We start from the raw sequence: 21,572 nt of genomic DNA on the forward strand, positions 1-21,572 counted from the left end.
TCTTCCTCATTTTCCGAATGTGCTGTCTTTGGCGGGAGCGCGGGCGATCACGTTCTGCCCGAGCCGCTCCAGCGCGGCGCGAAGCCCCTCGTCCCGCACGCCGCCCGTGGCCTCCGCTGCGCGGCGCGTGATCTCCGGCGCGGGCTGGGGCTTTTGCGGGAGTTGGGGGGTGGTAAAAGCGGCATGTCCATCGGCGAAACCGGTGGGTGCCGTCTGGGTGATCGTGATGCGCGACACGGCGGAGTAGCCGTAGCAGGCATTCACCCGCGCAATGATCGAGGGCAGCTGCATCTGGAGCATCTGCGCCTGTGCTCCCGTCGTCAGCAGCGTCAGCGTTGCGCCGAGGCCCTGCTGGCCGTAGGACATCTTGACGGGCCGCGCCATTCCGGCGATCTCCGGCCCGACGATTTCCGCCCAATGGGTGAGAAGCCGCGCGACAGCGAAGCCACGCTTCTCCCCCGCCTGCCGGATGCGTTCGCCCAGAAGGCCCGCGGCAGGCTCGAACCCGCGCATCCGGCGGGAGGGGGAAGAGAAGGGCGGTTTCGTCTTGCGCGGCATCTTTGTTTTCCGGGTCTGAACCCTATTCTAAGGCAGCGAAGCAGCGACGCACCAGTGGAAGCGACGGAGTTGACGGAATTTTGCGTGACGTGAGACAGGACTGGACATCAAGCGATCTCTCGGCAGCGCTTCTGGAGTGGTATGACCGTCATGCCCGCGTCATGCCCTGGCGCATCGGACCGGCCGAGAGGAAGGCAGGCGTCCGGCCCGATCCCTATCGCATCTGGCTGTCCGAGGTGATGCTCCAGCAGACGACAGTGGTGGCCGTGCGCGACTACTTTCGGCGCTTCACCGACCGCTGGCCGGATGTTGCCGCGCTGGCGGTGGCGGAGGATGCGGCGGTGATGGCGGAATGGGCCGGACTTGGCTACTACGCCCGCGCCCGGAACCTGCTGAAGGGCGCGCGGGCCGTCGTGGCGGATCATGCCGGGCGCTTCCCTGAAACGCGGGAGGGCCTTCTGACGCTTCCCGGTGTCGGCCCCTATACCGCTGCCGCCGTCGCCTCCATCGCATTCGACGCGCCGGAGGTGGTGGTGGACGGCAATGTGGAGCGGGTGATGGCGCGGCTGTTCCGGGTGGAAACGCCGCTGCCCTCCGCGAAGCCCGAGCTGACGGCGCTGGCCGCGCGGCTCACACCGGGGAAGCGGCCGGGTGACTATGCCCAGGCGGTGATGGATCTGGGCGCCACGATCTGCACTCCGCGAAGCCCTGCCTGCGGCATCTGCCCGTGGCGGGAGCCATGCGTGGCCCGTGCGGAGGGGGTGCAGGCCGAACTGCCGCGCAAGCTGCCGAAAGCGGCAAAGCCGGTGCGGCGGGGTATACTCTATCTCGCACGGCGGGCGGACGGAGCATGGCTTCTGGAGACCCGGCCGGAAAGCGGGCTGCTGGGCGGTATGCTGGGGTTTCCCGGTACGGACTGGACGGTGGAGGAGCCGCAGGACGCGCCCCCTATTGCTGCGGAATGGCGCGATCCCGGCGGAGAGGTGCTGCATACCTTCACGCATTTCCACCTGCGCCTCTCCCTGCGCGTGGCGGAACTGCCCGAGGCGACGGAGCCGATGCGCGGGCGCTTCGTGCTGCTCAGCCCCGCGCATCTGCCCACGGTGATGCGCAAGGCCTATGACCTGATCCGCGCGGATCAGGCAAGCGCCACGGGAGAGGTCCAGGCGAGCCCCTCGAACCGGAGCGGAAAGACAACCCGGCGCAGGTGATGCTCCACCATCTTTCGCCCCTGCGCCAGCGCGCGCGGGTCAGGCGAGACGAGGGCGACATCCAGCCCCCCTTCGGCAGCGCGGAAGGTCAGGTGTCCGAAGGGCATCAGGGCATCGGCGCGGCTGCGGTCATGGCTGACCTCTCCGGCTCCGGCGAACAGCATGGCGATTTCCGGCAGGCGTTCCGCGGCGCGCGGCAGGCTGAAATAGGTTGTTGCAGTGAACATGGCTGATCTCTCCCGACCGGTGAGAGTTCAGACATGGGAAGGCGGAGGGTCAATGAAAAGACCCCGCCATGGCAGCATGGCGGGGCAGTTGTGCCACGGCGATCGGTCCGCCGGCGGCACTGGCGACAGGGGACGGAGGGTCAGCGGTCGCTGATCATCTCCGCGCGGATCTGCTGGCGAAGGAGGTCGATCGGGATCATCTGGCCTTCGCGCTTGAAGTGCCAGTAGGTCCAACCGTTGCAGGAGGGCGCGCCTTCCAGCGCCGCGCCGACCTGATGGATCGAGCCTTTCACATCGTTTCCAATGAGGGTGCCATCTGCCCTCACCTTGGCCGAACGGCCGTTCGCCGAATAGAGCTGTTCGCCCGGGCGGAGCATGCCGCGCTCCACCAGTTGCCCGAAGGGCACACGCGGTTCCGCCCGCTTGGAGCCGGACACTTCCAGCGCGGCGCTTTCCAGCGGGCGGACGCGGTCGAGCCGCGCCTTCGCCGCTTCGATATAGGCGGCCTCCCGCTCGATGCCGATGAAATCGCGCCCCAGCATCTTTGCCACGGCGCCCGTCGTGCCGGTGCCGAAGAACGGGTCCAGCACCACATCGCCGGGATTGGTCGTGCCAATCAGCACCCGGTGGAGCAGCGCCTCCGGCTTCTGCGTGGGGTGGGCCTTGGCACCGGTATCGTCCTTCAGCCGCTCGCCGCCGGTGCAGATCGGGATGACCCAGTCCGACCGCATCTGGACGCCTTCGTTCAGCGCCTTCAGCGCCTCGTAATTGAACGTGTATTTCGCGCCTTCCGACCGGGACGCCCAGATCAGCGTCTCATGGGCATTGGTGAAGCGTTTGCCGCGGAAGTTCGGCATCGGGTTCGTCTTGCGCCAGACGACATCGTTCAGCACCCAGTACCCGGCATCCTGAAGGGCGGTGCCGACGCGGAAGATGTTGTGATAGGAGCCGATGACCCAGATCGACCCGTTGGGCTTCAGCAACCGCCGGGCGGCGGAGAGCCACTCCCGCGTGAAACGGTCGTAGGTCTCGAAACTGGAGAACTTGTCCCAGGCGTCGTCCACCGCATCGACGCGGCTGTTGTCGGGCCGGTGCAGGTCGCCGCGGAGTTGCAGGTTGTAGGGCGGATCGGCAAAGACCAGATCAATGGACCCTGCGGGGAGGGCATTCATCGCCTCGATGCAGTCCCCGGCGATGATCTCATTGAGCGGCAGGCTGGCGGCCTGTCGGCTGGCGGTCTTCGTCATTACTCTTGCCTCTTGTACGACGGCCTTCTTGGGGCCGTTCCGTTAGGCAAAAAATGGCGAATCAGCGAATCGCCGTCAATTTGTTTATTGAGTCAAGGCGTTGCTGAAAGGTCTTGATACAGGATGTTGTGGACTGGCCTGAAGGAACGCCGATGATGTGGGGTCGGCCCCAGTGTTCGGAGCGCCTCCAGATGCGCGGCAGTGGAGTATCCGGCGTTTCTTTCCCATCCATAGCCCGGATGCTGTTGCGCCAAATCCACCATGATCCTGTCCCGCTCCACCTTTGCCACGATGGAGGCCGCGGCGATGGAGAGCGATATCGCATCGCCGCCGATGATCGCCTCCCCCCGGACGGCAAGGTCACGGGGCAGCATGTTGCCGTCGATCAGGGCGTGATCACAGCCGCCCGGCAGGGCCGCCAGCGCCCGGCACATCGCGATGTGGCTGGCGCGAAGGATGTTGTGGGTGTCGATCTCCTCCACCGTCGCATGGGCGATGGCCACGTCGGCGCAGTCGATGATGCGGAGGGCCAGCTCCTCCCGCTTGTCCCGCGTCAACTTCTTGGAGTCGTTCAGCCCCGGCGGAATGCAATCGGGCTTGAGGCGCACGGCGGCTGCCGTCACCGGCCCGCAGAGCGGCCCGCGCCCGACCTCGTCCACGCCCGCGACACGCAAGGTGCCCTGCGCGATGAGGCGGAGTTCAAGCCGGAAATGCGGGAGGGATTCGTCAGCGCCGTCCATGCGCGCCAGAAAGACCCAAGCGCGCCGGCTGTGCAAGCCCGGATGGGCGCGCTGCGGCCCGCGTTTCCGACGTTTTCAGCTCTCGCCGGGCCGGAGTTTCTCGAACACTTCCCGCACCACGGCGTAATCGCGATAGCCCATGCGGGCGAGGGGATGGAACACCTCGGGCGAGAAACGTCCGCCGATCAGGCAGGCGTCGTTCAGGTGGATGCCGGTCACCTCGCCCAGAACCAGAAAGTTGTTCTGGCCGCGGAGGGGCACGATCTCCGTCATCCGGCATTCCAGAGTTGCGGGCGTGCCGACCACGCGGGAGCAGGGGATCGTCACGCAATCCTCCCGCGCGACGCCGGTCGCGGCGAATTCGTCCACCTCACGCCCGAAGGCGGCGGAGGAGGCGCTGACGGCGTCGAGCTGCGCCTCACCGGTGATGTTCACACAAAAGACACCGGTTTCGCGGATGTTGGACAGCGTGTCCTTGCCTTCCTCCCGGTCGGGCTTGCGGCCGGTGGAGGCGAACATGACCTGCGGGGGGACATAGGCCACGAGGTTGAAGAACGAATAAGGCGCGAGGTTCTCGGACCCGTCCGCGCCACGGGTGGAAATCCAGCCGATCGGGCGCGGGGTGACGATGGCGTTCAACGGATTATGCGGCAGGCCATGGCCTTCGGCGGGGGTATAGAACATAGAGTCTCCGTTGCGTTCAGCGTGGATCCTTCCTAGAGCGTCGGGAAACGATTGCCAGCCCGAAATCGGCGGGCGGCGGGAAGGGGCAGCGCGCATGTTCAGGCTGACGGAGGAAACCCCGGACGATCTGTGGGAGGTGGAAGCGCTCTATGACCTGTGCTTCGCGCCGGGGCGGACGGCGCTGTCCTCCTACCGGCTGCGCGACGGGGTTCAGCCGGTGGCGCCGCTCTGCCTGTTGCTGCGGGACGAGGTGGAGAACGTATCGGCCGCGATCCGCTACTGGCCGGTGCTGGTGGGCGGGCGCCCAACGCTGCTGCTTGGCCCCGTCGCGGTCCACCCCACGCGGCAATCGGAGGGATTGGGCGGGTTTCTGATGCGCGAGAGCATGGGCGAGGCGCGCCGCATGGGCTGGAGCCGCATTCTGCTGGTGGGGGACGCGCCCTATTACCGCCGTTTCGGCTTTTCCCGCCGCGCCGATGTGGTGATGCCGCCTCCGACCAACCCGGAGCGCGTGCTGGGCTTTGACCTCGCACGCAGCGGCTGGAACGGCGTCGGCGGAGAAGTCACGCGGCATGAAGGCCCCGTCATTCCCGAGTGATCCGCCCTTGAAAGCGGGGCGGCGGCGGGCCAGATTCCCAGCCATGACACACGCGCGCGACGACGACTCCGTGAAATCCGCCTCTCCCGTGGAAGACCTTCCGGGGGATCGCATTTATGATCTCCCCCCGCATGTGAAGGCGGAGATCGAGGCGCTGGCTCGCCGCCAGCAGGAGGCGGGTTCGCTCCTCCTGAGCCTCGTCAACGCAGCCGGCGGCGTTGTGGAGAACGGGCTGGAACGCCTTCCCGACGGGGTGAAGGATCGCATCGAAAAGATCACCCGCAAGGGGTTGGAGCGCGCCTACAGGCTTGCCGCGCGCACCGGCGGTGGAAAGGGTCCGTTCGGGGCGGGCGCGCACCGGGCGGCTGCGACGCTCTCCGGCGCGGTGGGTGGCATGGGCGGCATCGGCACGTCCATCATGGAACTGCCCGTCACCATCACCGTGATCTTCCGGGGCCTGCAGCGGATCGCGGCGGAGAACGGCTTCGATCCCGGCGATGAGCGCACGCTGCTCGACTGCCTTCAGGTGTTTGCCAGCGGCGGGCCGCTGAAGCTCGATGACGGTGTGAATACCGCATTTCTCACCGCGCGGTTCACCATCACGGGGCCGACGGTGCAGCGCCTCATCGCCAGCGCGGCGGCCCCGTTCTCCGTGGTGCTCGGCCAGAAGATCGCGGCGCAGAGCGTGCCGCTGATCGGGGCTGCGGCGGGCGCTTCGATCAACTTCGCCTTTGTCGGTTATTATCAGGAGATGGCCCGCGTGCGCTTTGGCCTGAAACGTCTTGCACGGGACAACGACCCGGTGGCGGTCGCCGCCGCGTTTGCCGCCGCGATGGAGCCGAAGCGGCTATCCTGACGGGTCGCGGGGAGGTTTGCCTCCGGTGACCGGCAGGTGGCGGGGATCTTGGGGGCGCTGGCCCCGAAAGCGGCGGCTCAACAATCTGGGGATGGCCGCACAGGCCGCTCGCTCCGCGGGCGGCTCCCCCCAAGCAGCATTTCAGCGACAGGGCACCTCCCGCCCCGTGCTAGTCCTTCAGCCCGGCAAGGTAGCTCATCACCATGGGCCGCACGCTCTGCGCGCCCTCCGCCTGCGCCTCTGCGATCACACCGGCGAGGTCGGTGAGGTTGGTGCGGCGCAGCAGATGCTTCACCGGCCCGATGGAGGCGGGGCGCATGGACAGCATGTCCAGCCCCATGGCGGCGAGGCACGCAGCCTCCACCGGCCGTCCCGCATCCTCACCGCAGAAGGACAGCGGTGTGTCGATCTCGCGGCAGCGCTCCACGATCCGGGCGATGAACCCCAGAAACTCGCTGGACAGCGTGTCATAGCGGCGGCGCACCCGCTCATTCTCCCGGTCGGCGGCGAAGAAGAACTGCTTCAGATCGTTGCCGCCAATGGACAGGAAATCCACCTGCTCGAAGAATTGCCGTGGGGCGAAGGCGAGGCTCGGTGTTTCCAGCATCGCGCCGATTTCCAGCCGCGCGGGCAGGACGCGGTTCAGCCGCGCCTCCCGCGCCATCTCCCGCATCAGAAGCTCGCGCGCTTCATAGAATTCGCGCGGATCCGCGATGAAGGGGAACATGATGCTGAGCGGACGCCCCGCCGCCGCGCGGATCAGCGCCTGCAACTGCATCCTGAGCACGCCCGGCTTGTCCAGCCCGACACGGATCGCCCGCCAGCCGAGCGCGGGGTTCGGCTCGTCCTGCGGCTTCATGTAGGGCAGTACCTTGTCCGACCCGATGTCGAGCGTGCGGAACACCACGCGCTTGCCCTTCGCCGCATCCATCACGCGGGAGTAGAGCCGGGCCAGTTGCTCCCGTCCCGGTACATGGCTGCGGATCAGGAACTGCAACTCCGTGCGGAACAGCCCCACCCCTTCGGCGCCGGAATGGGTGAGGGAGGGCAGGTCGGCCATCAGACCCGCATTCATGTGCAGTGCGATCCGCCTGCCATCCTTGGTCAGCGCGGGCAGGGGGCGCAGGTCGGCATAGCGTTCGAGCGCCTTTGCCTGCATGGCGATCTTGTCACGGAAGGCGGCGGCGATCGTCTCCTCCGGGCGGAGGTGGACCACGCCCGAGTCGCCGTCCACAAGGATCGGGTCGCCGTTCAGCGCCTCCGTGACGATGCCTTCGGCGCGGATGACGAGCGGGATGCCCCAAGCGCGCGCGACGATAGCGGCATGGCTGCCGACCGAGCCTTCTTCCAGCACGACCGCTCTCAGCTTGCGGTCATATTCCAGAAGCTCGCCCGGACCGATGTTGCGCGCGATGAGCACCGGGTTTTCCGGCATCTCGGCGCCGGTCTCCTGTCCCTGTCCGGTCAGGATGCGCAAAAGCCGGTTGGAGAGGTCGTCTATGTCGTCCAGCCGCTCGCGCAGATACTGGTCCTGCGACTGCTGGAGCCGCGCGCGGATGGTGGATTGCTCCTTCTCCACCGCGGCCTCGGCGGAAAGGCCGCGGTCGATGTCCTCCTCCATCCGGCGCCGCCAGCCGCGGGAATTGGCAAAGAGGCGATAGGCCTCCAGCACCTGCTGCTGTTCCTTGTCCGCCGCGCCGATGGCCTGCATCATCCGGTCCACATCTGCAGACAGCCGGTCCACCCCGGCGCGCAGGCGGGCCTTTTCCCGGCGGGGATCGTCATTGACCGGGTTGGTGATAACCACGCGGGGTTCGTGAAGCCAGACCCGCCCCTCGGCCGCGCCTTCCTGCCCGGTGGCGCCGCGGAACACTTCCGGCCCCTGATGCGGGGCCTGAAGCGCCTCCCCCTCACCGATGAAGGCGCCGAGTTCGGACATCTCCGCCAGAACCATCGCCACGACTTCCAGCGCGTAGAGCTCATCCTCCGAGAATTCGCGCGCGCGTTTCGACTGCACGACCAGCACGCCCAGCCGGTCGCCCAGCCGTTGCAGCGGCACGCCGAGGAAGGAGGAGTAGATCTCCTCCCCCGTCTCCGGCATGTAGCGGAAGCCCTTCTCGGCGGGCGCATTGGCGGTGTTGATGAACTTGCCCGTCTTGGCGACGCGGCCGACAAGCCCTTCGCCAAGGCGCATCCGCGTCTGGTGAACCGCTTCCGGGCGGAGGCCCTGCGTGGCGCAAAGCTCCAGCGTGTCGTCATCCCGGAAGAGATAGACCGAGCAGACCTCCGTCTTGAGGGAGGAGGCGATGAGGCTCGTCACCCGGTCCAGCCGTTCCTGCCCCGCCGCAGGAAGCGCCAGGGTATCGCGAAGGCGCCGCAACAGCTTGCGGCTATCACTCTCGCTCAGGTCGGGCATCGCACTCCGGTCGCGGCTCAGGCCTTTTCCAGCTCGAAGGCATCATGCAGCGCCTGAACCGCAAGTTCCATGTATTTCCGGTCGATAAGCACCGAAATCTTGATCTCCGAGGTGGAGATGACCTTGATGTTCACGCCATGCGCCGACAGCGCCTCGAACATCTTCGCCGCCACGCCCGCATGGCTCCGCATCCCGATGCCGACGACGGAGACCTTGGCCACCTCGTCGTCGATGATGAGTTCGTCGTAGTTGATGAGGCTGCTCGTCTGGGCATCCTCCATCGCCTTGCGCGCCCGTGCGACCTGGTTCACCGGGACGGAGAAGGTCATGTCGGTAACCGCGCCCGGATGCGCCTCGTCATAGTCCTTTTCGGAGATGTTCTGAACGATCATGTCCACGTTCACGCCCGCATCCGCCAGCGGGCCGAAGATCGCTGCGGCGATGCCGGGGCGGTCCTCGATGGTGAAGAGGGTGATCTTGGCTTCGTCGCGGCTGTAGGCCACGCCAGAGACGACTTGCGATTCCATGATATCCTCCTCGTCGCAGACCAGGGTGCCGGAGCTTTCAGTATCCTCGAAGCTGGAGAGCACCCGCAGCTTCACCTTGTAGCGCATCGCCAGTTCGACCGAACGGGTCTGGAGCACCTTCGCGCCGAGCGAGGCGAGTTCCAGCATCTCCTCGAACGCGATCCTGTCGAGCTTGCGTGCCTTAGACGTGATCCGCGGGTCGGTCGTGTAGATCCCGTCCACATCGGTATAGATGTCGGAGCGCTCCGCGTCGAAGGCCGCGGCAAAGGCAACGGCGGTCGTGTCGGAGCCGCCCCGGCCCAGCGTGGTGATCCGCCCTTCGGGCGACAGCCCCTGAAAACCCGCGACCACGGCGACCTTCATGCCTTCGGCGAATTTCTGGTCGATGTTGCGGCGCGGAATGTCCACGAACCGTGCGGCGGAATGGGCGGAGGTCGTGTTGATCGGCACCTGCCAGCCCTGCCAGGAGCGTGCCGGAACGTCCATCTCCTGCAGCGTCAGCGCCATCAGGCCCGCCGTCACGTTCTCGCCGGAGGAGACGACGGCGTCGTATTCCCGCGCGTCGAACAGCGGGGAGGTCTGCTCCACCCAGCCGACCAGCTCGTTGGTCTTGCCCGACATGGCGGAGACGATGACGATCACGTCATAGCCCCGCTCCACCTCGCGCTTGACCTTTTCGGCGGCATTCCTGATCCGCGCGAGATCCGCGACCGAGGTTCCCCCGAATTTCATCACCAGAAGCGGCATCCTGCCCCCCGTTCGTCTTCCCGCGCCCGTCAGCCGGGGGTCATAAGTGAGCGGCGGAGCAAGGGCAAGGGACCATTGGGGGGAGGAGCCTGCGCTGCGATCCATCGGCCCTTCTGCAAAGGCGGGCGAAAGTCGCTGCGGGCCTTCTCCGGCACGGTTTCCTTCCGGGCGGTCAGGCAATGACAGCCACTGGCGCGAGATTCCGATGGTGTCCGGTTTCCCGCCTTGCCAGACCTTGCCGTTGCCGTTGCCGTTGCCGTTGCCGTTGCCGTTGCCAAACGTGGCGATCCTTGCAGCCGGGGCAGGATCGCGTCTCTGCCAGGTGTGGAGCCGGGGGACTGCCTAACTTGCCCGATGGCTTGGCTCCCTGCGAGCCCGACGCAGGTCGTCGTGCCCGTGGGTCTTGTTCCGGTGGCTTCGGACGGGCGTCAGTTGGCCTTACGCTTGGGCAGGAAGGACAGGGGCGCGCTCCGGGATTGGCCGATGACTTGCTTGATGGCTGGGCTTCCTGCGAGCCGGATGCCGTCTTGCAGGGAGCCGTTGCTCCGGCCCCGGGTCAGTTGGCCTTGCGCGTGGGAAGGAAGGGCAGGGGCGCCACGGGCACGCCGTCTTCGATCAGGCTGCGCGCCTCGTCGGCCCGTGCCTCACCATAGATCGCGCGATCCGGCGCATCGCCCGCGTGGATGGCACGTGCTTCGCTCGCAAAATTCATGCCGACATATTCGGAGTTCTCCTCCAGATGCCGCCGAACCTCCGCCAGAAGTTTCTCCTGCTCCGTCTGCGGGGTGAGGGGGCGGGCCTCCTGCTCCGCCGGTTTCACGGCAGGGGCCATCAGCGCCTTGCCGATCGCGGACGACCCACAACTCGGGCAAGCGAGCTGCCCCGCCTTTTCCAGCGCATCAAAGGCTCCCGCGGACTGGAACCAGCTTTCAAAGGCATGGTCCCGGTCGCATTTCAGCGTGTAGCGGATCATGGGGTCATTCCGTCGTGAACCTGTCACACCTATGGATTCCAGCGGCGAAATCAAGCCGCCTCAGGGTGGTGGAACGCCGCCTTCGAGAATCGTGGCGAAGCGGTCGCTGTCCACATTTCCGCCCGACAGGACCACTCCCACGCGGTGCCCTGCCATCCGCTCCCGCTCCGCAAGCAACGCGGCCAGCGGCGCGGCGCCCGCCCCCTCGGCGACGGAATGGATCGTGCGGAAGTAAAGCCGCATCGCTTGCGCGATTTCGTCATCCGTCACGGACACGACCCTCTCTGCGCCTTCCGCGATGATGGCCAGCGCCTCGGGGACGGGAACCCGCACTGCAAGTCCGTCTGCCATCGTCTCTGCCCGGTTGGTCGCCACCGGCCTGCCGGCGTCCAGCGACAGTTTCACCGTGGGCGCGCCCGCAGCGACCACGCCGACGATCCGCGTGCCAAGGCCGAGCGCATCCCGCGCCGCGATCATCCCGGCGATGCCCGAGCCTGCGCCGATGGGAACATAGATGGTGTGCAGGTCGGGGCAGGCCGTCAGCAACTCAAGCCCCGCCGTGGCCACGCCGCGCACCAGCTCCCTGTGAAAGGGCGGCACGACCGCCAACCCGTCGCGCGCGGCCACGCGATAGGCTTCCTCCCGCGCCTCGTCAAAATCCCGTCCGAACTCCACCACCTCCGCGCCATAGGCTCGCATGGCGGCATTCTTTTCGCGTGAATTGCCGTGCGGGACGTAGATCAGCGCCCGCAGGCCGGCCGCTGTCGCGGCGCGGGCCTGACTCTGGCCATGGTTTCCGCGCGTCGCGGTGCAAAGACCCGGCACGGTGGGCTGGGTGCGGCGCAACCAGTCCACGTACGTGATGCCGCCCCTGACCTTGAAGGCGCCGGTCGGCAGGTGGTTTTCATGCTTGACCACGACCTCCACGCCGGTCGCCTGCGACAGAAGGGGCCAGCCGATCTGCGGGGTGGGAGAAAGCTGACGCTGCACAAGCGCCGCAGCTTCCAGCAGTTCTTCGCGGGTGAAGCGTTCAGACATCCGTGACTTTCCCCTCCCGCTGCCTTTCCCCGAAGATCGCGGGAGCGCCGCCCCGCGTCAAGACAGGCCGGGCGGCTGGTGTGCCGCCCGCCTGTCGCGGGCGATAGGCACGGGCGATGTTCTGACGGCGCAACGGGAGGCTGAGGGCTCTCCGTCACCAGACCTGCCCCGTAGACGACCGGGAGCCCGAAGGCTCTCCGTCGCGAGACGTGTTCGCGGCCTTACTCGCCCCGGCGCGGACCCTTCGGCCCACGGGGGCGGCTGCCGGGGCCACTGCGATCAGGCCCGCCGCGCTCTCCCCGATCCGGGCCACGGCGATCCGCACCCGGGCGATCCGGGCCCCCGCGCGAAGGGCGGGGGCCTTTGTCGAAGCGGCTTTCACCGGAAGCGGCACGGCCCTTGCCGAACCCCCGCTCCCCGTCGCCACTCCGCTCACCGCCACTCCGTCCGCCCTCACTCCGCCCGCCGCCGCTACTGCCTCGGCTTCCGCCGAAGCCGCCGGAGCGTTCACCGTCGCCCTTGCCGAAGCTCCGGTTGCCGGACTTTTCGGAGTTGCTCTTGCCGAACCCCGAGCGCTGCCCGCGTTCACTTTCGGCGCCCGCGCGCGAAGGCGTCTTGCCGAAGCCGGACCGAGGGCCTCGTTCGCCGCGCTCCTCACCTGAGCCGCTACGCGGGCCAAAGCCCTTGCCTGCCGGTTTCGGGCCGCCGGCGCGGGGCCTGTCGGAATCCTCGCGGCGCCCTTCGAAGCGTGGCTTGCCGCTCCGCCCACCTTCCCCGGACCCGAACCGTCCACCTTCCCCGGACCGCGGCCGCTCTGCACCTTCTTCATTCCGGCTGTGGCTGCGGAAGCCTTCCGCACGGGACTTCGCGCCGAATTTGCTGCCGCGTTCGCCCGTGCCTTTGGCATTGTCGCGGGAGAACCCGCCGCTCCGGGGTTTGCGGTCGTCGCCCTGCGGGCGCGGCCTGTCACCGCCTTCGCGGCGCGGCCTGTCCTCATCACGCGGAAAATCGCGGGAAGCCCCACGATCGTCGCGCGATGCATCGCGATGGCTGCGGAAACCCTCGGAGCGAGGCTTGCCCTCACCGCCGCCATGGCTGCGGAAGCCTTCGGACCGCGGTTTGCGCGGCGTGTCGGAGGCGAAGCCGCGATCCGCGGAGGCATTTGCGCGCGGCTTGCGCGGCTTGTCCTCACCCCATGCCGAACGGGCGGGTTTCGGCGCATCGCTGCGGAGGGGGCGGGGCGGTGCGTCGCCCCCGCTACGCTCGCGCGGCTTGCCGCCCTCGCCCCGCTGGGGCCGGACGTTTTCCGAGCGGAGCGGCATCGGCTTCGTCACGCGGAGCGAGCGCGAGGGGTCGGTCGCGCCCGTCATGTCGCGCGGCCCGGAGGAGAGCTTGCGCGGTTTGCCGGGGGGGCTGTCCTTCTCCGCCTTCGTGCCGAGCCTGCGGGTGATGGCGACGGTCTGTTCCGGCTCCGGCTTGAGGCCGAGCTGGTCGCGAAGAACGCGCGAGCGGACCTCCCGCACCTCCCCCGGCTCCAGATCCTCAAGCTTGAAGGGACCGTAGCTCACCCGGATGAGCCGGTTCACGGCAAGGCCTACCGCCTCCATCGCGCGGCGGACTTCGCGGTTCTTTCCCTCCCGTAGCCCGACGGTCAGCCAGGCGTTCGCCCCCTGCTGACGGTCGAGCACGACCTGCATCGGCTGAAACCGCTCGCCCTCGACCTCGATCCCCTTGCGGAGCGGGTCCAGCACGCTGTCCTCCGGCCGGCCGTTCACCCGGACGCGGTAGCGGCGGAGCCAGCCGGTGGAGGGCAGTTCCAGCCGCCGCTTGATCTCACCGTCGTTGGTGAGCAGCAGCAGACCCTCGGAGTTGAGGTCGAGACGCCCGACGGAGAGCACACGCGGCAGCTCCTCCGGCATGTTCTCGAAAACCGTCTCGCGGCCCTTTTCGTCCCGCTCGGTGGTGACGAGCCCGATGGGCTTGTAATAGAGCCATAGCCGCGGCGGCTCGGCGGCGGGAAGGGGGCGACCCTCCACCGTGATCCGGTCCTTGGACGTGACGTCGAGCGCGGGCGAGTCTATCACCCGCCCGTTCACCGTTACGGCTCCCGCGGCGATCAGCCGCTCTGCGTCCCGGCGGGAGGCGATCCCCGCCCGCGCCAGAACCTTGGCGATGCGCTCGCCCGTCTTTTGTTCCTGTGTCATCGCGTCGCCTTACATCCAAAGCCGCCTCAGCGGAAGCGGGCTTGCACCGCCGCACGAAAGGTTTCACCTAGGCGCATGTCTCCGTTCCGCAGCCATATGGATATAGCTCTCGCCGAAGCAGAGGCAGCAGCCCTCCGGGGGGAGGTTCCCGTGGGCGCGGTGCTGGTCGATCCGGCGGGGCGGATCGTCGCCCGTGCGGGCAACCGGACGCGTGAACTGGCCGATCCGACGGGCCATGCGGAGATACTCGCCATCCGCTCCGCCTGTGCGGCGCTCGGGTCCGAGCGGCTGCCGGGACATGACCTTTATGTCACGCTGGAGCCGTGCCCGATGTGTGCCTCCGCCATCTCGCAGGCCCGGATCGCGCGGCTCTACTATGGAGCCGGCGATCCGAAGTCCGGCGGTATCGCGCAGGGTCCGCGCATCTTTGCGCATTCCCAGAGCCATCATGTTCCCGAAGTCTATGACGGCATCGGCGCGGGCGAGGCGGAACGGCTGCTGAAAGCGTTCTTCCTCGCCCGGCGCGGGTGACGTCAGACGTCCTTCAGACCGAGTGCCAGCATGATGTAGCTGATCCCGGAGGCGATCAGGTCCACGGCAAGTACCATGCCCAGCACCCAGACACTGTTTCCCGGCCAGCCGGAGAGGATCAGCAGGCCCGCGATGGCTGTTACCACGGCACCGAACAGCATCCAGCCCCAGCCGGCAAGGGGCCGTTCCTTGAAGGCCATGAAGACCCGGATCACGCCTGAGGCCAGCAGGAGAGCGCCAAGGGCGAGCGTCAGGGTCGCCGTTGCCGCAAGCGGTTGAGAGAATGCGAAATACCCGGCAAATCCGTAGAGAGCAGCGGCGATAACGGCAAAGATCTTGCCTCCCCATCCCGGAACGGAAAACGCCTGAACGATCTGCGCGATGGCCGCGACGATCATCAGAATCCCGATCAGGTAAGTGGAAGCGATAGTAGCGACAAAAAGATTACCGGCAGCAATAATACCGAAAACAAGCACCAGCACACCAAGAGCCAGGAACCATCCCCAATTTTTTCGGATGGCGTCGCGGTCGTCAGCTTCGGATGAGAGTGTCATGATTTCAACCTCGTTGAAAAGCGGTAGACCTCGAGTCATCTGGCGGGCTGGCCCCCCAAATCAAGTTAATTTGACCGCCACTTGCAGGCCAGCCGCGCCGCTTCTACAATTTTCGCGGGAGAAGGCCGCCTTGCCCTGGCGGCCAAGGGAGGAAAGTCATGCAGACCCATCAGGAGGCCACCGCCACCTTCGACTATGATACGTTGGTGCGGGAGACGCTTTCGGGCACGCTCGATGCCATGAACGCCTGCGTGGAATGCTGCGACCGGCACGCGCTTCCCGGGCGGATCGCGCTGTTCTACGAAGGGCGGGACGGCACCTCCTCCACCCATACGTTTGCAGAGCTTCGCAAGCAGGCGGCGCGCTTTGCGGGCTTTCTGAAAGCGCAGGGCGTGCAGCCGGGGGACCGGGTCGCCTGCCTTCTGCCGCGCACGCCGGAACTGCTCGTCGTGCTGCTGGGAACTTGGCGGGCGGGCGCGGTCTATGTGCCGCTGTTCACCGCCTTCGGCTCCAAGGCGATCGAGCACCGGCTTGCCACTTCCGAGGCGAAGGTGATCGTGACGGATCCCACCAACCGCCACAAGCTGGAGGGCGTCGAAGGGCTGCCGCCCGTGGTGACGGTGGGCGGCCCGAGGGGAGAGGGTATCCGCCGGGGCGACTACAGCTTCTGGGCGGAGATGGCGCTTCAGCCCGATACCTTCGCGCCCGTCATGCGGAACGGCGACGATCCCTTCCTGATGATGTTCACCTCCGGCACCACCGGGCTTGCGAAGGCGCTCTTCGTGCCGCTGAAGGCGCTGGTGCCCTTTACGCAGTACATGCGGCTGGCCATCGGATTGGAAGACAGCGATTCCTTCTGGAACGTCGCCGATCCCGGCTGGGCCTACGGGCTTTACTACGCTCTCTCCGGCCCGCTCTGCATGGGCCATCCGACGACCTTCTATGAGGGGGGTTTCACGGTGGAGAGCACCATCGGCGTGATCGAGCGGCGGGAGGTGGATGTGCTGGCTGGCTCGCCCACCGCCTACCGCATGCTGCTCGCCGCGCGGGACCGTGTCGGCCCGGCGCTGAAGGGCAAGGTCCGCGCCATCTCCAGCGCGGGTGAGCCGCTGACGCCCGAGGTCATCCGCTGGTGCGCGAGCGAGCTGGAGACCGTCATCCATGACCACTACGGGCAGACCGAACTCGGCATGGTGCTCTGCAACTTCCACGGGCTGTCGCATGAGGTGCGGCTCGGCTCGGCGGGTTTCGCGATGCCGGGGCACCGGCTCGTCGTGGTGAACCCCGAGACGCTGGAGGAGCTGGGGGCCGGGCAGCCGGGGATTCTGGCGATGGACCGCGAAGCCTCGCCGATGTTCTGGTTCGGCGGCTATCACCAGCAGGAAACCAAGGCGTTCAAGGGGAAATATTACCTGACGGGCGATACGGTCGAACTGAACGAGGACGGCACGATCAGTTTCGTGGGCCGCGCGGATGACGTCATCACCACCTCCGGCTACCGTGTGGGGCCGTTCGATGTGGAAAGCGCGCTGATCGAGCATCCTTCCGTGGTGGAAGCTGCCGTGGTGGGCAAGCCCGACCCGGAGCGGACGGAACTCATCAAGGCTTTCGTCGTCCTCAGCCCGAAGTTCGAGGCGAGCCGCGCGCTGGCCGAGGAACTTCAGCAGCATGTGCGCAAACGGCTATCCGCCCATGCCTTCCCGCGGGAGATCGAGTTCGTGGACGATCTCCCCAAGACGCCGAGCGGGAAGATCCAGCGCTTCCTCCTGCGCAAGCAGGAAGTGGAGCGGGCGACGACCGCCGTCGCCTGACGGCACGGATGCAGGGGGCGCCGGTCCGGCCGGCGCCAACCCACCACGCTGCCGAAGGGCGGGCTGCGGAAAAGGCCGTGTCTTTGAACAGGCTGCGGAAAAGTCTGGTATCGCGCCCGTGCAGATCCGGAAAATCAGGTCCTGGGGCCGGGACGTCCCGGATTTGCGGCCTGTTTGGGTGGGCGTTCTTCGCAAGGCCTGCCGAAAGCCATTTTCATCCATCTGTTGGCGTGGTCAGTGCCGGTCCGCCCCTTGGGCTCCCGGCGTCCGGAAAACCGTGCGACAGGTGAAAGCTTTCGCATGGGTAACGGGTAACCGCGCTGGCTGGCCGTGGCGGACGGCCCCCGCCCGATCAACGGCCATTGCATAACCCATGACCGCCGCGATGCGGGGCCATTTCGCGGAAGCGAACACAGCGCCAAAGCGCAGGGTGGCCGTGGCCGCGCGGGGTCTGCAAGGGTGCCGCGCGGGGGCCGCAAGGGGTGGGAAGTCCGTCAACCCGCCTTGGCGCGAGACGACGAGGCCACCGAGGGACGAAGCACGGAAGCACGAGGTCACCGAAGCACGAGGCCACCGAGGGACGAAGCCACCGGGATGGCGAAGCACTGGGAGGCGAAGCCACCACATGATTAAGCCGCCGGGCGGCGAAGCCCCGAGTGGTGAAGCCCCGAGTGATGAAGCCACTGAGGCGAGGAACGAAACCGGGCGGTGGAGCACCGAGTGACAAAACACCGAGGGACGGAAACCGTCCTACGGCGAAGCGGTCAGGCCACCTCTTCCAGCCGCTCCTTGGACATGCCGCCCGGAACGATGGTGATCGGGATCGGCAGGGAGCCGGAACTGCGGGACATCTGCGTGACGAGCGGGCCGGGATCCGCGCTCTCCGCCCCGGCGCCCAGAACGAGGATACCGATTTCCGGGTCGGCTTTCACCTGCGCGAGGATCTCCGTTACCGGCTCGCCCTCGCGGATGACCAGTTCGGGATCCACGCCGTGCTTGTCGCGCATCCACTTGGCGAAAACCTCGAAATGCGCCTCTATGCGGTCGCGCGCTTCCTGCCGCATGATGTCAGCCACACCCATCCAGTGCTGGAACTCCTCCGGCGGAATGATGGAGATGACCTGCACGCCCCCCCCGGTATGCGCCGCGCGGAGCGTGGCGAACCGCATGGCGTTGAGGCATTCCTTGGTGTCATCCAGCACCACCAGAAACTTGCGCATTCCCGATCCCTTCTGAGAGCCGTTCGATGATGTCAAAGCCGGGCGTCCGCCGCAACCGTCAAGCCAACGCGCGGAGGGCCGCCCGCCCCAGACGCCCCGCCGCCCATAATGCGACTTGCAGAATGAGCGCGTATATCAGCGCCATCGCCGCCAGCACCCTGTCAGCCAGCCGGACCGTCAGCCGCAACGCGCGGGATTTGCCCAGCACCTCCACCACGCCCCGCGTGCGGGGGCCGGCCGCGTCGGACAGGCGCGCGATCCGTGCCGCATCCTCTGCATTGTCGATATGGCGAAGAAGATGCAGCGTCGGCGCCACCCCCGCGTTTCCGCCCAGCCGCAGCAGGTCCGCGGTCACGTCTGCGGAACGGGCGGCCCGCGCCCCGCTGCCCAGCGGCAGGCGGGTGCTCTCCGCCAACGCGCGCGCAAGGCCGGGCGTCATCCTCCCGAGCCTCTGCGCAAGGCGGAGCGTCGTCGCGCCCGCCTTGACGACAAGACCGCCCCCGCCCGTGGCCAGCGCCGCCCCCGTCGCCCCAAGCCCGACGATTGCCAGACCCGTCTCCAGCCGGTCGAGCGGTTGGCCGGAAAGATAAGCCGCTCCTCCCCGGCGGAGGGCGTTCAGGTCGCCGAGCGGGGTCATTTCAACCGGCAGGGCACAGATCGCGAGCAGTTCGATGCTCGGGCAACGGGCCACGTCATAGGCGCAGACCGCGCACTCCGAGAGCCGCGCGAAACCGCCCTCCCGCGCGGCGCGGAAGGCGGCAAGCTCCTCGCCAAGCGGCGGGGGCAGAGGGATGCGATGGTCTTGCGCAAGAGCGGCATAGAAGGAAACGGCGTCCTCATCCCCCGCCCGGATTGCATCGCCGAGCCGCGGGAGAAGCCAGTCCGCCGTGACGGCGCGGGCCATGGCGCGATCCGCTGCGCGGGCGATTTCCGCCGTCGAACGCTCCACGAAAGGCGCGGTAAGGGGAGTGTCGCGGAGCACGAGGATCGTGCTCCCGAGCGTCGCCACCGCAATGCCCGCAGAGAGCATCGCGGCAAGCCGGCGGCGAAACCGCCGGCCGGAGGGTTCAGGCCGCTGCTGCGGTCGAATGGGCCCAGTCCCAGTAGATGTCACGCATCCGGCGGGTCATCGCATCGGTCTTGTAGGTGGTGTCCTCAAAGGCGGAGACGCGGGTGATCTTGGAGAAGTTGCCCGACAGGAAGACCTCATCGGCCTTGCGGAAATCGTCGAGCGTCAGGATGGCCTCATGCACCGTGAGACCCGCTGCACGGGCATTGGCGATGTGACGGGCGCGGGTGATGCCGGAAAGGAACGTGCCGTTGGCGATCGGGGTGAACAGTTCGCCATCCCGCACCATGAACACGTTGGCCGTCGCCGTTTCGGCGACATTCCCGAGCGCGTCCTGCACCAGCGCATTGCCGAAGCCCTTGGCCTGCGCCTCCACCAGCATCCGCGCGTTGTTCGGATAGAGGCAGCCCGCCTTGGCATTGGTCACGTTGTCGGCCAGCACCGGGCGCCGGAAGGAGGTCGTGGTCAGCGTGGTGGAGGAGGTGATCGGCGGCATGGCCACTTCCTCAAGGCTGATGGCGAAGCCGGTTTCGCCCTTCAGCGGCGCGACGCCCAGCTCGCTGCCGTGGATCGCCCAGTACATCGGCCGGATATAGACAGCCGCGTTCGGCCCGTAGGACTTCAGCCCGTCGAGCACGATGTCCACCATCTCGCCTGCATCGACGTTCGGCGTGATCATCAGCGCTTCGGCGGAGCGGTTCAGCCGGGCGCAGTGGGTGTCCAGGTCGGGTGTGATCCCTTCGAACAGGCGGGCGCCGTCGAACACGCTCGACCCCTGCCACATGCCGTGATCGGCGGCACGCATCACCGGAATGTCGCCGTCATGCCAGGTGCCGTTGAAGTAAGTGCGGATATTGGTTCCGAATGCCATGGCAAGCTCCTTCAGTCGCGATGGGTAAAGCACTTTGGCCCGCCGGGGTCCAGAGCGACGCTGGGTGCCAAGCCGCGTACCGGCGGGGGAGTTTGCGCGCTGCCGTGAGATCGTTGCAATTGTTCGAACTGGCGTGAATCCGTGCGCCCGGTGCACTATCGGTAAAACCGGAGCACTATCGGTAAAAGCTGTCCAATGCTCAGGGGGACTCCGCCCCGTACAAGGGCCCTGTATAATTACAAGGGCCCTGTATAAACGGCAGAAGTGTCGGGCTCCGAAAAGTGACAGCAAGCGCACCCCCAACTCCGGTCAGCATCGTCAAGGGCGGCTCCTTTCAGGCCCTCGACCGTCGCCAGCTTGTGCCAGCTGGCGAACGTCTTTTGGTTGACGCCCCTGCTGCGCGAGCGTCGCCTGCGATAGCGGCGTATCTGTTCGAACGGCGTGGGGGCCGTAGCGCTCCCACGAGAACATTTCCCATAGTGTCTTCGTCCATTGCCGTGAAAGGGTGACAGCCTCAAAGAGGAGTCAAGAACACCCCTAACAAGCTGCTGAAAAAGTCCTGAAATGGGATGCCTATGTGCCGAGAATCGGAAAATCAGCCCGGAAACGCCCGGAAGCATATGGATTTCCGGCTGGATTTCGTCAGATTGCGAACGATTTCCACTCCAACCCAAACCCGAAATTTCGCACCACTCAAAACCGAAAAGCATTTTGCAGCTTTTTAGCAGGCTGCTGAAAACGGCTTTTTGACCTGTGTTGGAGTGGAAATCGTTCGCAATCTGACGAAATCCAGACGGCACACATGTTCCGGGTCATGCCGGGGCTGCCTTCCCGGCCTTGCAGGGCAGGGTATGGCAGCTCTGACGTTTTCGGTGGTCCATCAACGCCTGCAATCTCGGATCGATGCTACCAGTAACCGGTGATCGGCGGCTGGACAGTCTGTCCTGCGCTGACGTTGGACGATCTGGCCTTGAGGGCACATCCGGTCGGGATGGCGAAACCAAAGCGGTTCTGAACGAGCGCAGGCAAAATCTCTGATCCCGGAGTAAGGCGGGGCAGCCCGCAAATCAGGATTGGTGACCGCACGAGGCGCTAACCGGACGCCGGTCCAGATCAAGAATTACGACACGGGTTGGAGATACCGGCCATCCTTCCGTTACCTTCAAACCGCTGCTACTGGCCTCTCTCCGCTCCGATAAGTCCGGCTACCGCCTGCATGGCCAGTCCGAAAAGGAAGATATGCGAACCACCGGTTTCGTCAGTGCTGTCCTGCAAGGATGATACTCTGCACAATCCTGACACAGCGTAGCGATACACTATAGGGCGGAGAGTGTGTCTTGCCACATAACCCTTTGATCTTGTAGGGTATTTATGGCTCCGGCGGTAGGGATCGAACCTACGACCAATTGATTAACAGTCAACTGCTCTACCGCTGAGCTACGCCGGAACACGGGGGCGGTATAGCGGGGGGTGCGGGGGCTGTCCAGAGG

General features: G+C 66.6%; 19 protein-coding genes and 1 tRNA gene. 5 read left to right on the plus strand and 15 right to left on the minus strand.

The features are described from left to right. Positions 1-6: 6 nt before the first annotated feature. Complete coding sequence (locus tag RT513_RS04395; RefSeq protein ID WP_256947284.1) at positions 7-558, minus strand: DUF721 domain-containing protein; 552 nt, start codon at positions 556-558, stop codon at positions 7-9. An 80-nt stretch (positions 559-638) separates the two neighbouring features. Here RT513_RS04395 and RT513_RS04400 point away from each other — a divergent pair, with 80 nt between their 5' ends. Next, positions 639-1,769: an A/G-specific adenine glycosylase gene (locus tag RT513_RS04400; RefSeq protein WP_409518394.1), complete on the plus strand. Its 1,131-nt coding sequence runs from the start codon at positions 639-641 to the stop codon at positions 1,767-1,769. Here RT513_RS04400 and RT513_RS04405 read toward each other — a convergent pair. From RT513_RS04405 to RT513_RS04420, 4 genes are all read right to left on the minus strand, one after another. Then, positions 1,697-1,996, minus strand: a complete 300-nt coding sequence (locus RT513_RS04405; RefSeq protein WP_143413144.1) for a DUF2218 domain-containing protein — start codon at positions 1,994-1,996, stop codon at positions 1,697-1,699. The two genes, RT513_RS04400 and RT513_RS04405, sit on opposite strands and share 73 nt — an antisense overlap. A gap of 140 nt (positions 1,997-2,136) precedes the next feature. Further along, positions 2,137-3,243, minus strand: a complete 1,107-nt coding sequence (locus RT513_RS04410) for a site-specific DNA-methyltransferase (RefSeq protein WP_088215142.1) — start codon at positions 3,241-3,243, stop codon at positions 2,137-2,139. Between the two features lie 92 nt (positions 3,244-3,335). Continuing rightward, positions 3,336-3,983 (minus strand): ribonuclease HII, encoded by a 648-nt coding sequence (locus RT513_RS04415; protein ID WP_290688284.1) that lies wholly within the window; start codon positions 3,981-3,983, stop codon positions 3,336-3,338. 75 nt (positions 3,984-4,058) lie between these two features. Continuing rightward, positions 4,059-4,667 carry a flavin reductase family protein gene (locus tag RT513_RS04420; protein ID WP_290688282.1) on the minus strand — a complete coding sequence of 203 codons (609 nt, stop codon included), beginning with the start codon at positions 4,665-4,667 and terminating at the stop codon, positions 4,059-4,061. A 94-nt stretch (positions 4,668-4,761) separates the two neighbouring features. Between RT513_RS04420 and RT513_RS04425 the strand changes: the two genes are divergently transcribed. Next, positions 4,762-5,265 (plus strand): GNAT family N-acetyltransferase, encoded by a 504-nt coding sequence (locus tag RT513_RS04425; RefSeq protein ID WP_290688280.1) that lies wholly within the window; start codon positions 4,762-4,764, stop codon positions 5,263-5,265. Between the two features lie 43 nt (positions 5,266-5,308). Then, a complete protein-coding gene (locus RT513_RS04430) occupies positions 5,309-6,121 on the plus strand; it encodes an EcsC family protein (protein ID WP_290688278.1) in 813 nt (270 codons plus the stop codon). Between the two features lie 169 nt (positions 6,122-6,290). On the opposite strand, the gene ptsP is transcribed toward RT513_RS04430, so the two are convergent. The 5 genes from ptsP to RT513_RS04455 all read right to left on the minus strand — a co-directional run bounded on the left by ptsP (position 6,291) and on the right by RT513_RS04455 (position 14,026). Then, on the minus strand, positions 6,291-8,537 hold the full coding sequence (ptsP, locus tag RT513_RS04435; RefSeq protein WP_290688276.1) for a phosphoenolpyruvate--protein phosphotransferase: 2,247 nt from the start codon (positions 8,535-8,537) through the stop codon (positions 6,291-6,293). A 17-nt stretch (positions 8,538-8,554) separates the two neighbouring features. Continuing rightward, positions 8,555-9,811 (minus strand): aspartate kinase, encoded by a 1,257-nt coding sequence (locus tag RT513_RS04440; protein ID WP_290688357.1) that lies wholly within the window; start codon positions 9,809-9,811, stop codon positions 8,555-8,557. A gap of 556 nt (positions 9,812-10,367) precedes the next feature. Next, positions 10,368-10,784: a DUF1178 family protein gene (locus tag RT513_RS04445; protein WP_290688274.1), complete on the minus strand. Its 417-nt coding sequence runs from the start codon at positions 10,782-10,784 to the stop codon at positions 10,368-10,370. 60 nt (positions 10,785-10,844) lie between these two features. Continuing rightward, a complete protein-coding gene (locus tag RT513_RS04450; RefSeq protein ID WP_290688272.1) occupies positions 10,845-11,822 on the minus strand; it encodes a threonine dehydratase in 978 nt (325 codons plus the stop codon). A gap of 221 nt (positions 11,823-12,043) precedes the next feature. Beyond that, positions 12,044-14,026 (minus strand): pseudouridine synthase, encoded by a 1,983-nt coding sequence (locus tag RT513_RS04455; protein ID WP_290688270.1) that lies wholly within the window; start codon positions 14,024-14,026, stop codon positions 12,044-12,046. Between the two features lie 96 nt (positions 14,027-14,122). On the opposite strand from RT513_RS04455, the gene RT513_RS04460 reads away from it, so the two are divergent. Continuing rightward, positions 14,123-14,557, plus strand: coding sequence for a nucleoside deaminase (locus tag RT513_RS04460; RefSeq protein ID WP_290688268.1), 435 nt, complete (start codon positions 14,123-14,125; stop codon positions 14,555-14,557). Positions 14,558-14,559: 2 nt separating this feature from the next. Here the strand turns inward: RT513_RS04460 and RT513_RS04465 are convergent, their stop codons facing one another. After that, the gene (locus tag RT513_RS04465; protein WP_088215151.1) at positions 14,560-15,111 is read right to left on the minus strand and encodes an HdeD family acid-resistance protein; all 552 of its coding nucleotides are present in this window, start codon (positions 15,109-15,111) and stop codon (positions 14,560-14,562) included. A gap of 158 nt (positions 15,112-15,269) precedes the next feature. Here RT513_RS04465 and RT513_RS04470 point away from each other — a divergent pair, with 158 nt between their 5' ends. Beyond that, complete coding sequence (locus tag RT513_RS04470; protein ID WP_088215152.1) at positions 15,270-16,922, plus strand: AMP-binding protein; 1,653 nt, start codon at positions 15,270-15,272, stop codon at positions 16,920-16,922. Between the two features lie 764 nt (positions 16,923-17,686). Here the strand turns inward: RT513_RS04470 and RT513_RS04475 are convergent. The 4 genes from RT513_RS04475 to RT513_RS04490 all read right to left on the minus strand — a co-directional run bounded on the left by RT513_RS04475 (position 17,687) and on the right by RT513_RS04490 (position 21,529). Beyond that, positions 17,687-18,142 carry a universal stress protein gene (locus tag RT513_RS04475; RefSeq protein ID WP_035713720.1) on the minus strand — a complete coding sequence of 152 codons (456 nt, stop codon included), beginning with the start codon at positions 18,140-18,142 and terminating at the stop codon, positions 17,687-17,689. A gap of 58 nt (positions 18,143-18,200) precedes the next feature. Beyond that, positions 18,201-19,172 (minus strand): hypothetical protein, encoded by a 972-nt coding sequence (locus RT513_RS04480; protein ID WP_088215153.1) that lies wholly within the window; start codon positions 19,170-19,172, stop codon positions 18,201-18,203. Positions 19,173-19,209: 37 nt separating this feature from the next. After that, positions 19,210-20,082 carry a branched-chain amino acid aminotransferase gene (locus RT513_RS04485; RefSeq protein ID WP_035743698.1) on the minus strand — a complete coding sequence of 291 codons (873 nt, stop codon included), beginning with the start codon at positions 20,080-20,082 and terminating at the stop codon, positions 19,210-19,212. 1,372 nt (positions 20,083-21,454) lie between these two features. Continuing rightward, positions 21,455-21,529: transfer RNA gene (locus tag RT513_RS04490), tRNA-Asn, on the minus strand. Positions 21,530-21,572 lie beyond the last annotated feature (43 nt).

Origin of the sequence: Haematobacter sp. (genome assembly GCF_032102465.1) — a bacterium.
Classification (GTDB): domain Bacteria; phylum Pseudomonadota; class Alphaproteobacteria; order Rhodobacterales; family Rhodobacteraceae; genus Haematobacter.

Coding starts and splice junctions, on each gene's coding strand:
- RT513_RS04415 (WP_290688284.1), bottom strand. CDS start 3,983: ATGGACGGCGCTGACGAATCCCTCCCGCATTTCCGGCTTGAACTCCGC.
- RT513_RS04405 (WP_143413144.1), bottom strand. CDS start 1,996: ATGTTCACTGCAACAACCTATTTCAGCCTGCCGCGCGCCGCGGAACGC.
- RT513_RS04465 (WP_088215151.1), bottom strand. CDS start 15,111: ATGACACTCTCATCCGAAGCTGACGACCGCGACGCCATCCGAAAAAAT.
- ptsP (WP_290688276.1), bottom strand. CDS start 8,537: ATGCCCGACCTGAGCGAGAGTGATAGCCGCAAGCTGTTGCGGCGCCTT.
- RT513_RS04430 (WP_290688278.1), top strand. CDS start 5,309: ATGACACACGCGCGCGACGACGACTCCGTGAAATCCGCCTCTCCCGTG.
- RT513_RS04425 (WP_290688280.1), top strand. CDS start 4,762: ATGTTCAGGCTGACGGAGGAAACCCCGGACGATCTGTGGGAGGTGGAA.
- RT513_RS04480 (WP_088215153.1), bottom strand. CDS start 19,172: ATGCTCTCTGCGGGCATTGCGGTGGCGACGCTCGGGAGCACGATCCTC.
- RT513_RS04445 (WP_290688274.1), bottom strand. CDS start 10,784: ATGATCCGCTACACGCTGAAATGCGACCGGGACCATGCCTTTGAAAGC.
- RT513_RS04440 (WP_290688357.1), bottom strand. CDS start 9,811: ATGCCGCTTCTGGTGATGAAATTCGGGGGAACCTCGGTCGCGGATCTC.
- RT513_RS04420 (WP_290688282.1), bottom strand. CDS start 4,667: ATGTTCTATACCCCCGCCGAAGGCCATGGCCTGCCGCATAATCCGTTG.
- RT513_RS04455 (WP_290688270.1), bottom strand. CDS start 14,026: ATGACACAGGAACAAAAGACGGGCGAGCGCATCGCCAAGGTTCTGGCG.
- RT513_RS04395 (WP_256947284.1), bottom strand. CDS start 558: ATGCCGCGCAAGACGAAACCGCCCTTCTCTTCCCCCTCCCGCCGGATG.
- RT513_RS04470 (WP_088215152.1), top strand. CDS start 15,270: ATGCAGACCCATCAGGAGGCCACCGCCACCTTCGACTATGATACGTTG.
- RT513_RS04410 (WP_088215142.1), bottom strand. CDS start 3,243: ATGACGAAGACCGCCAGCCGACAGGCCGCCAGCCTGCCGCTCAATGAG.
- RT513_RS04460 (WP_290688268.1), top strand. CDS start 14,123: ATGGATATAGCTCTCGCCGAAGCAGAGGCAGCAGCCCTCCGGGGGGAG.
- RT513_RS04475 (WP_035713720.1), bottom strand. CDS start 18,142: ATGCGCAAGTTTCTGGTGGTGCTGGATGACACCAAGGAATGCCTCAAC.
- RT513_RS04450 (WP_290688272.1), bottom strand. CDS start 11,822: ATGTCTGAACGCTTCACCCGCGAAGAACTGCTGGAAGCTGCGGCGCTT.
- RT513_RS04485 (WP_035743698.1), bottom strand. CDS start 20,082: ATGGCATTCGGAACCAATATCCGCACTTACTTCAACGGCACCTGGCAT.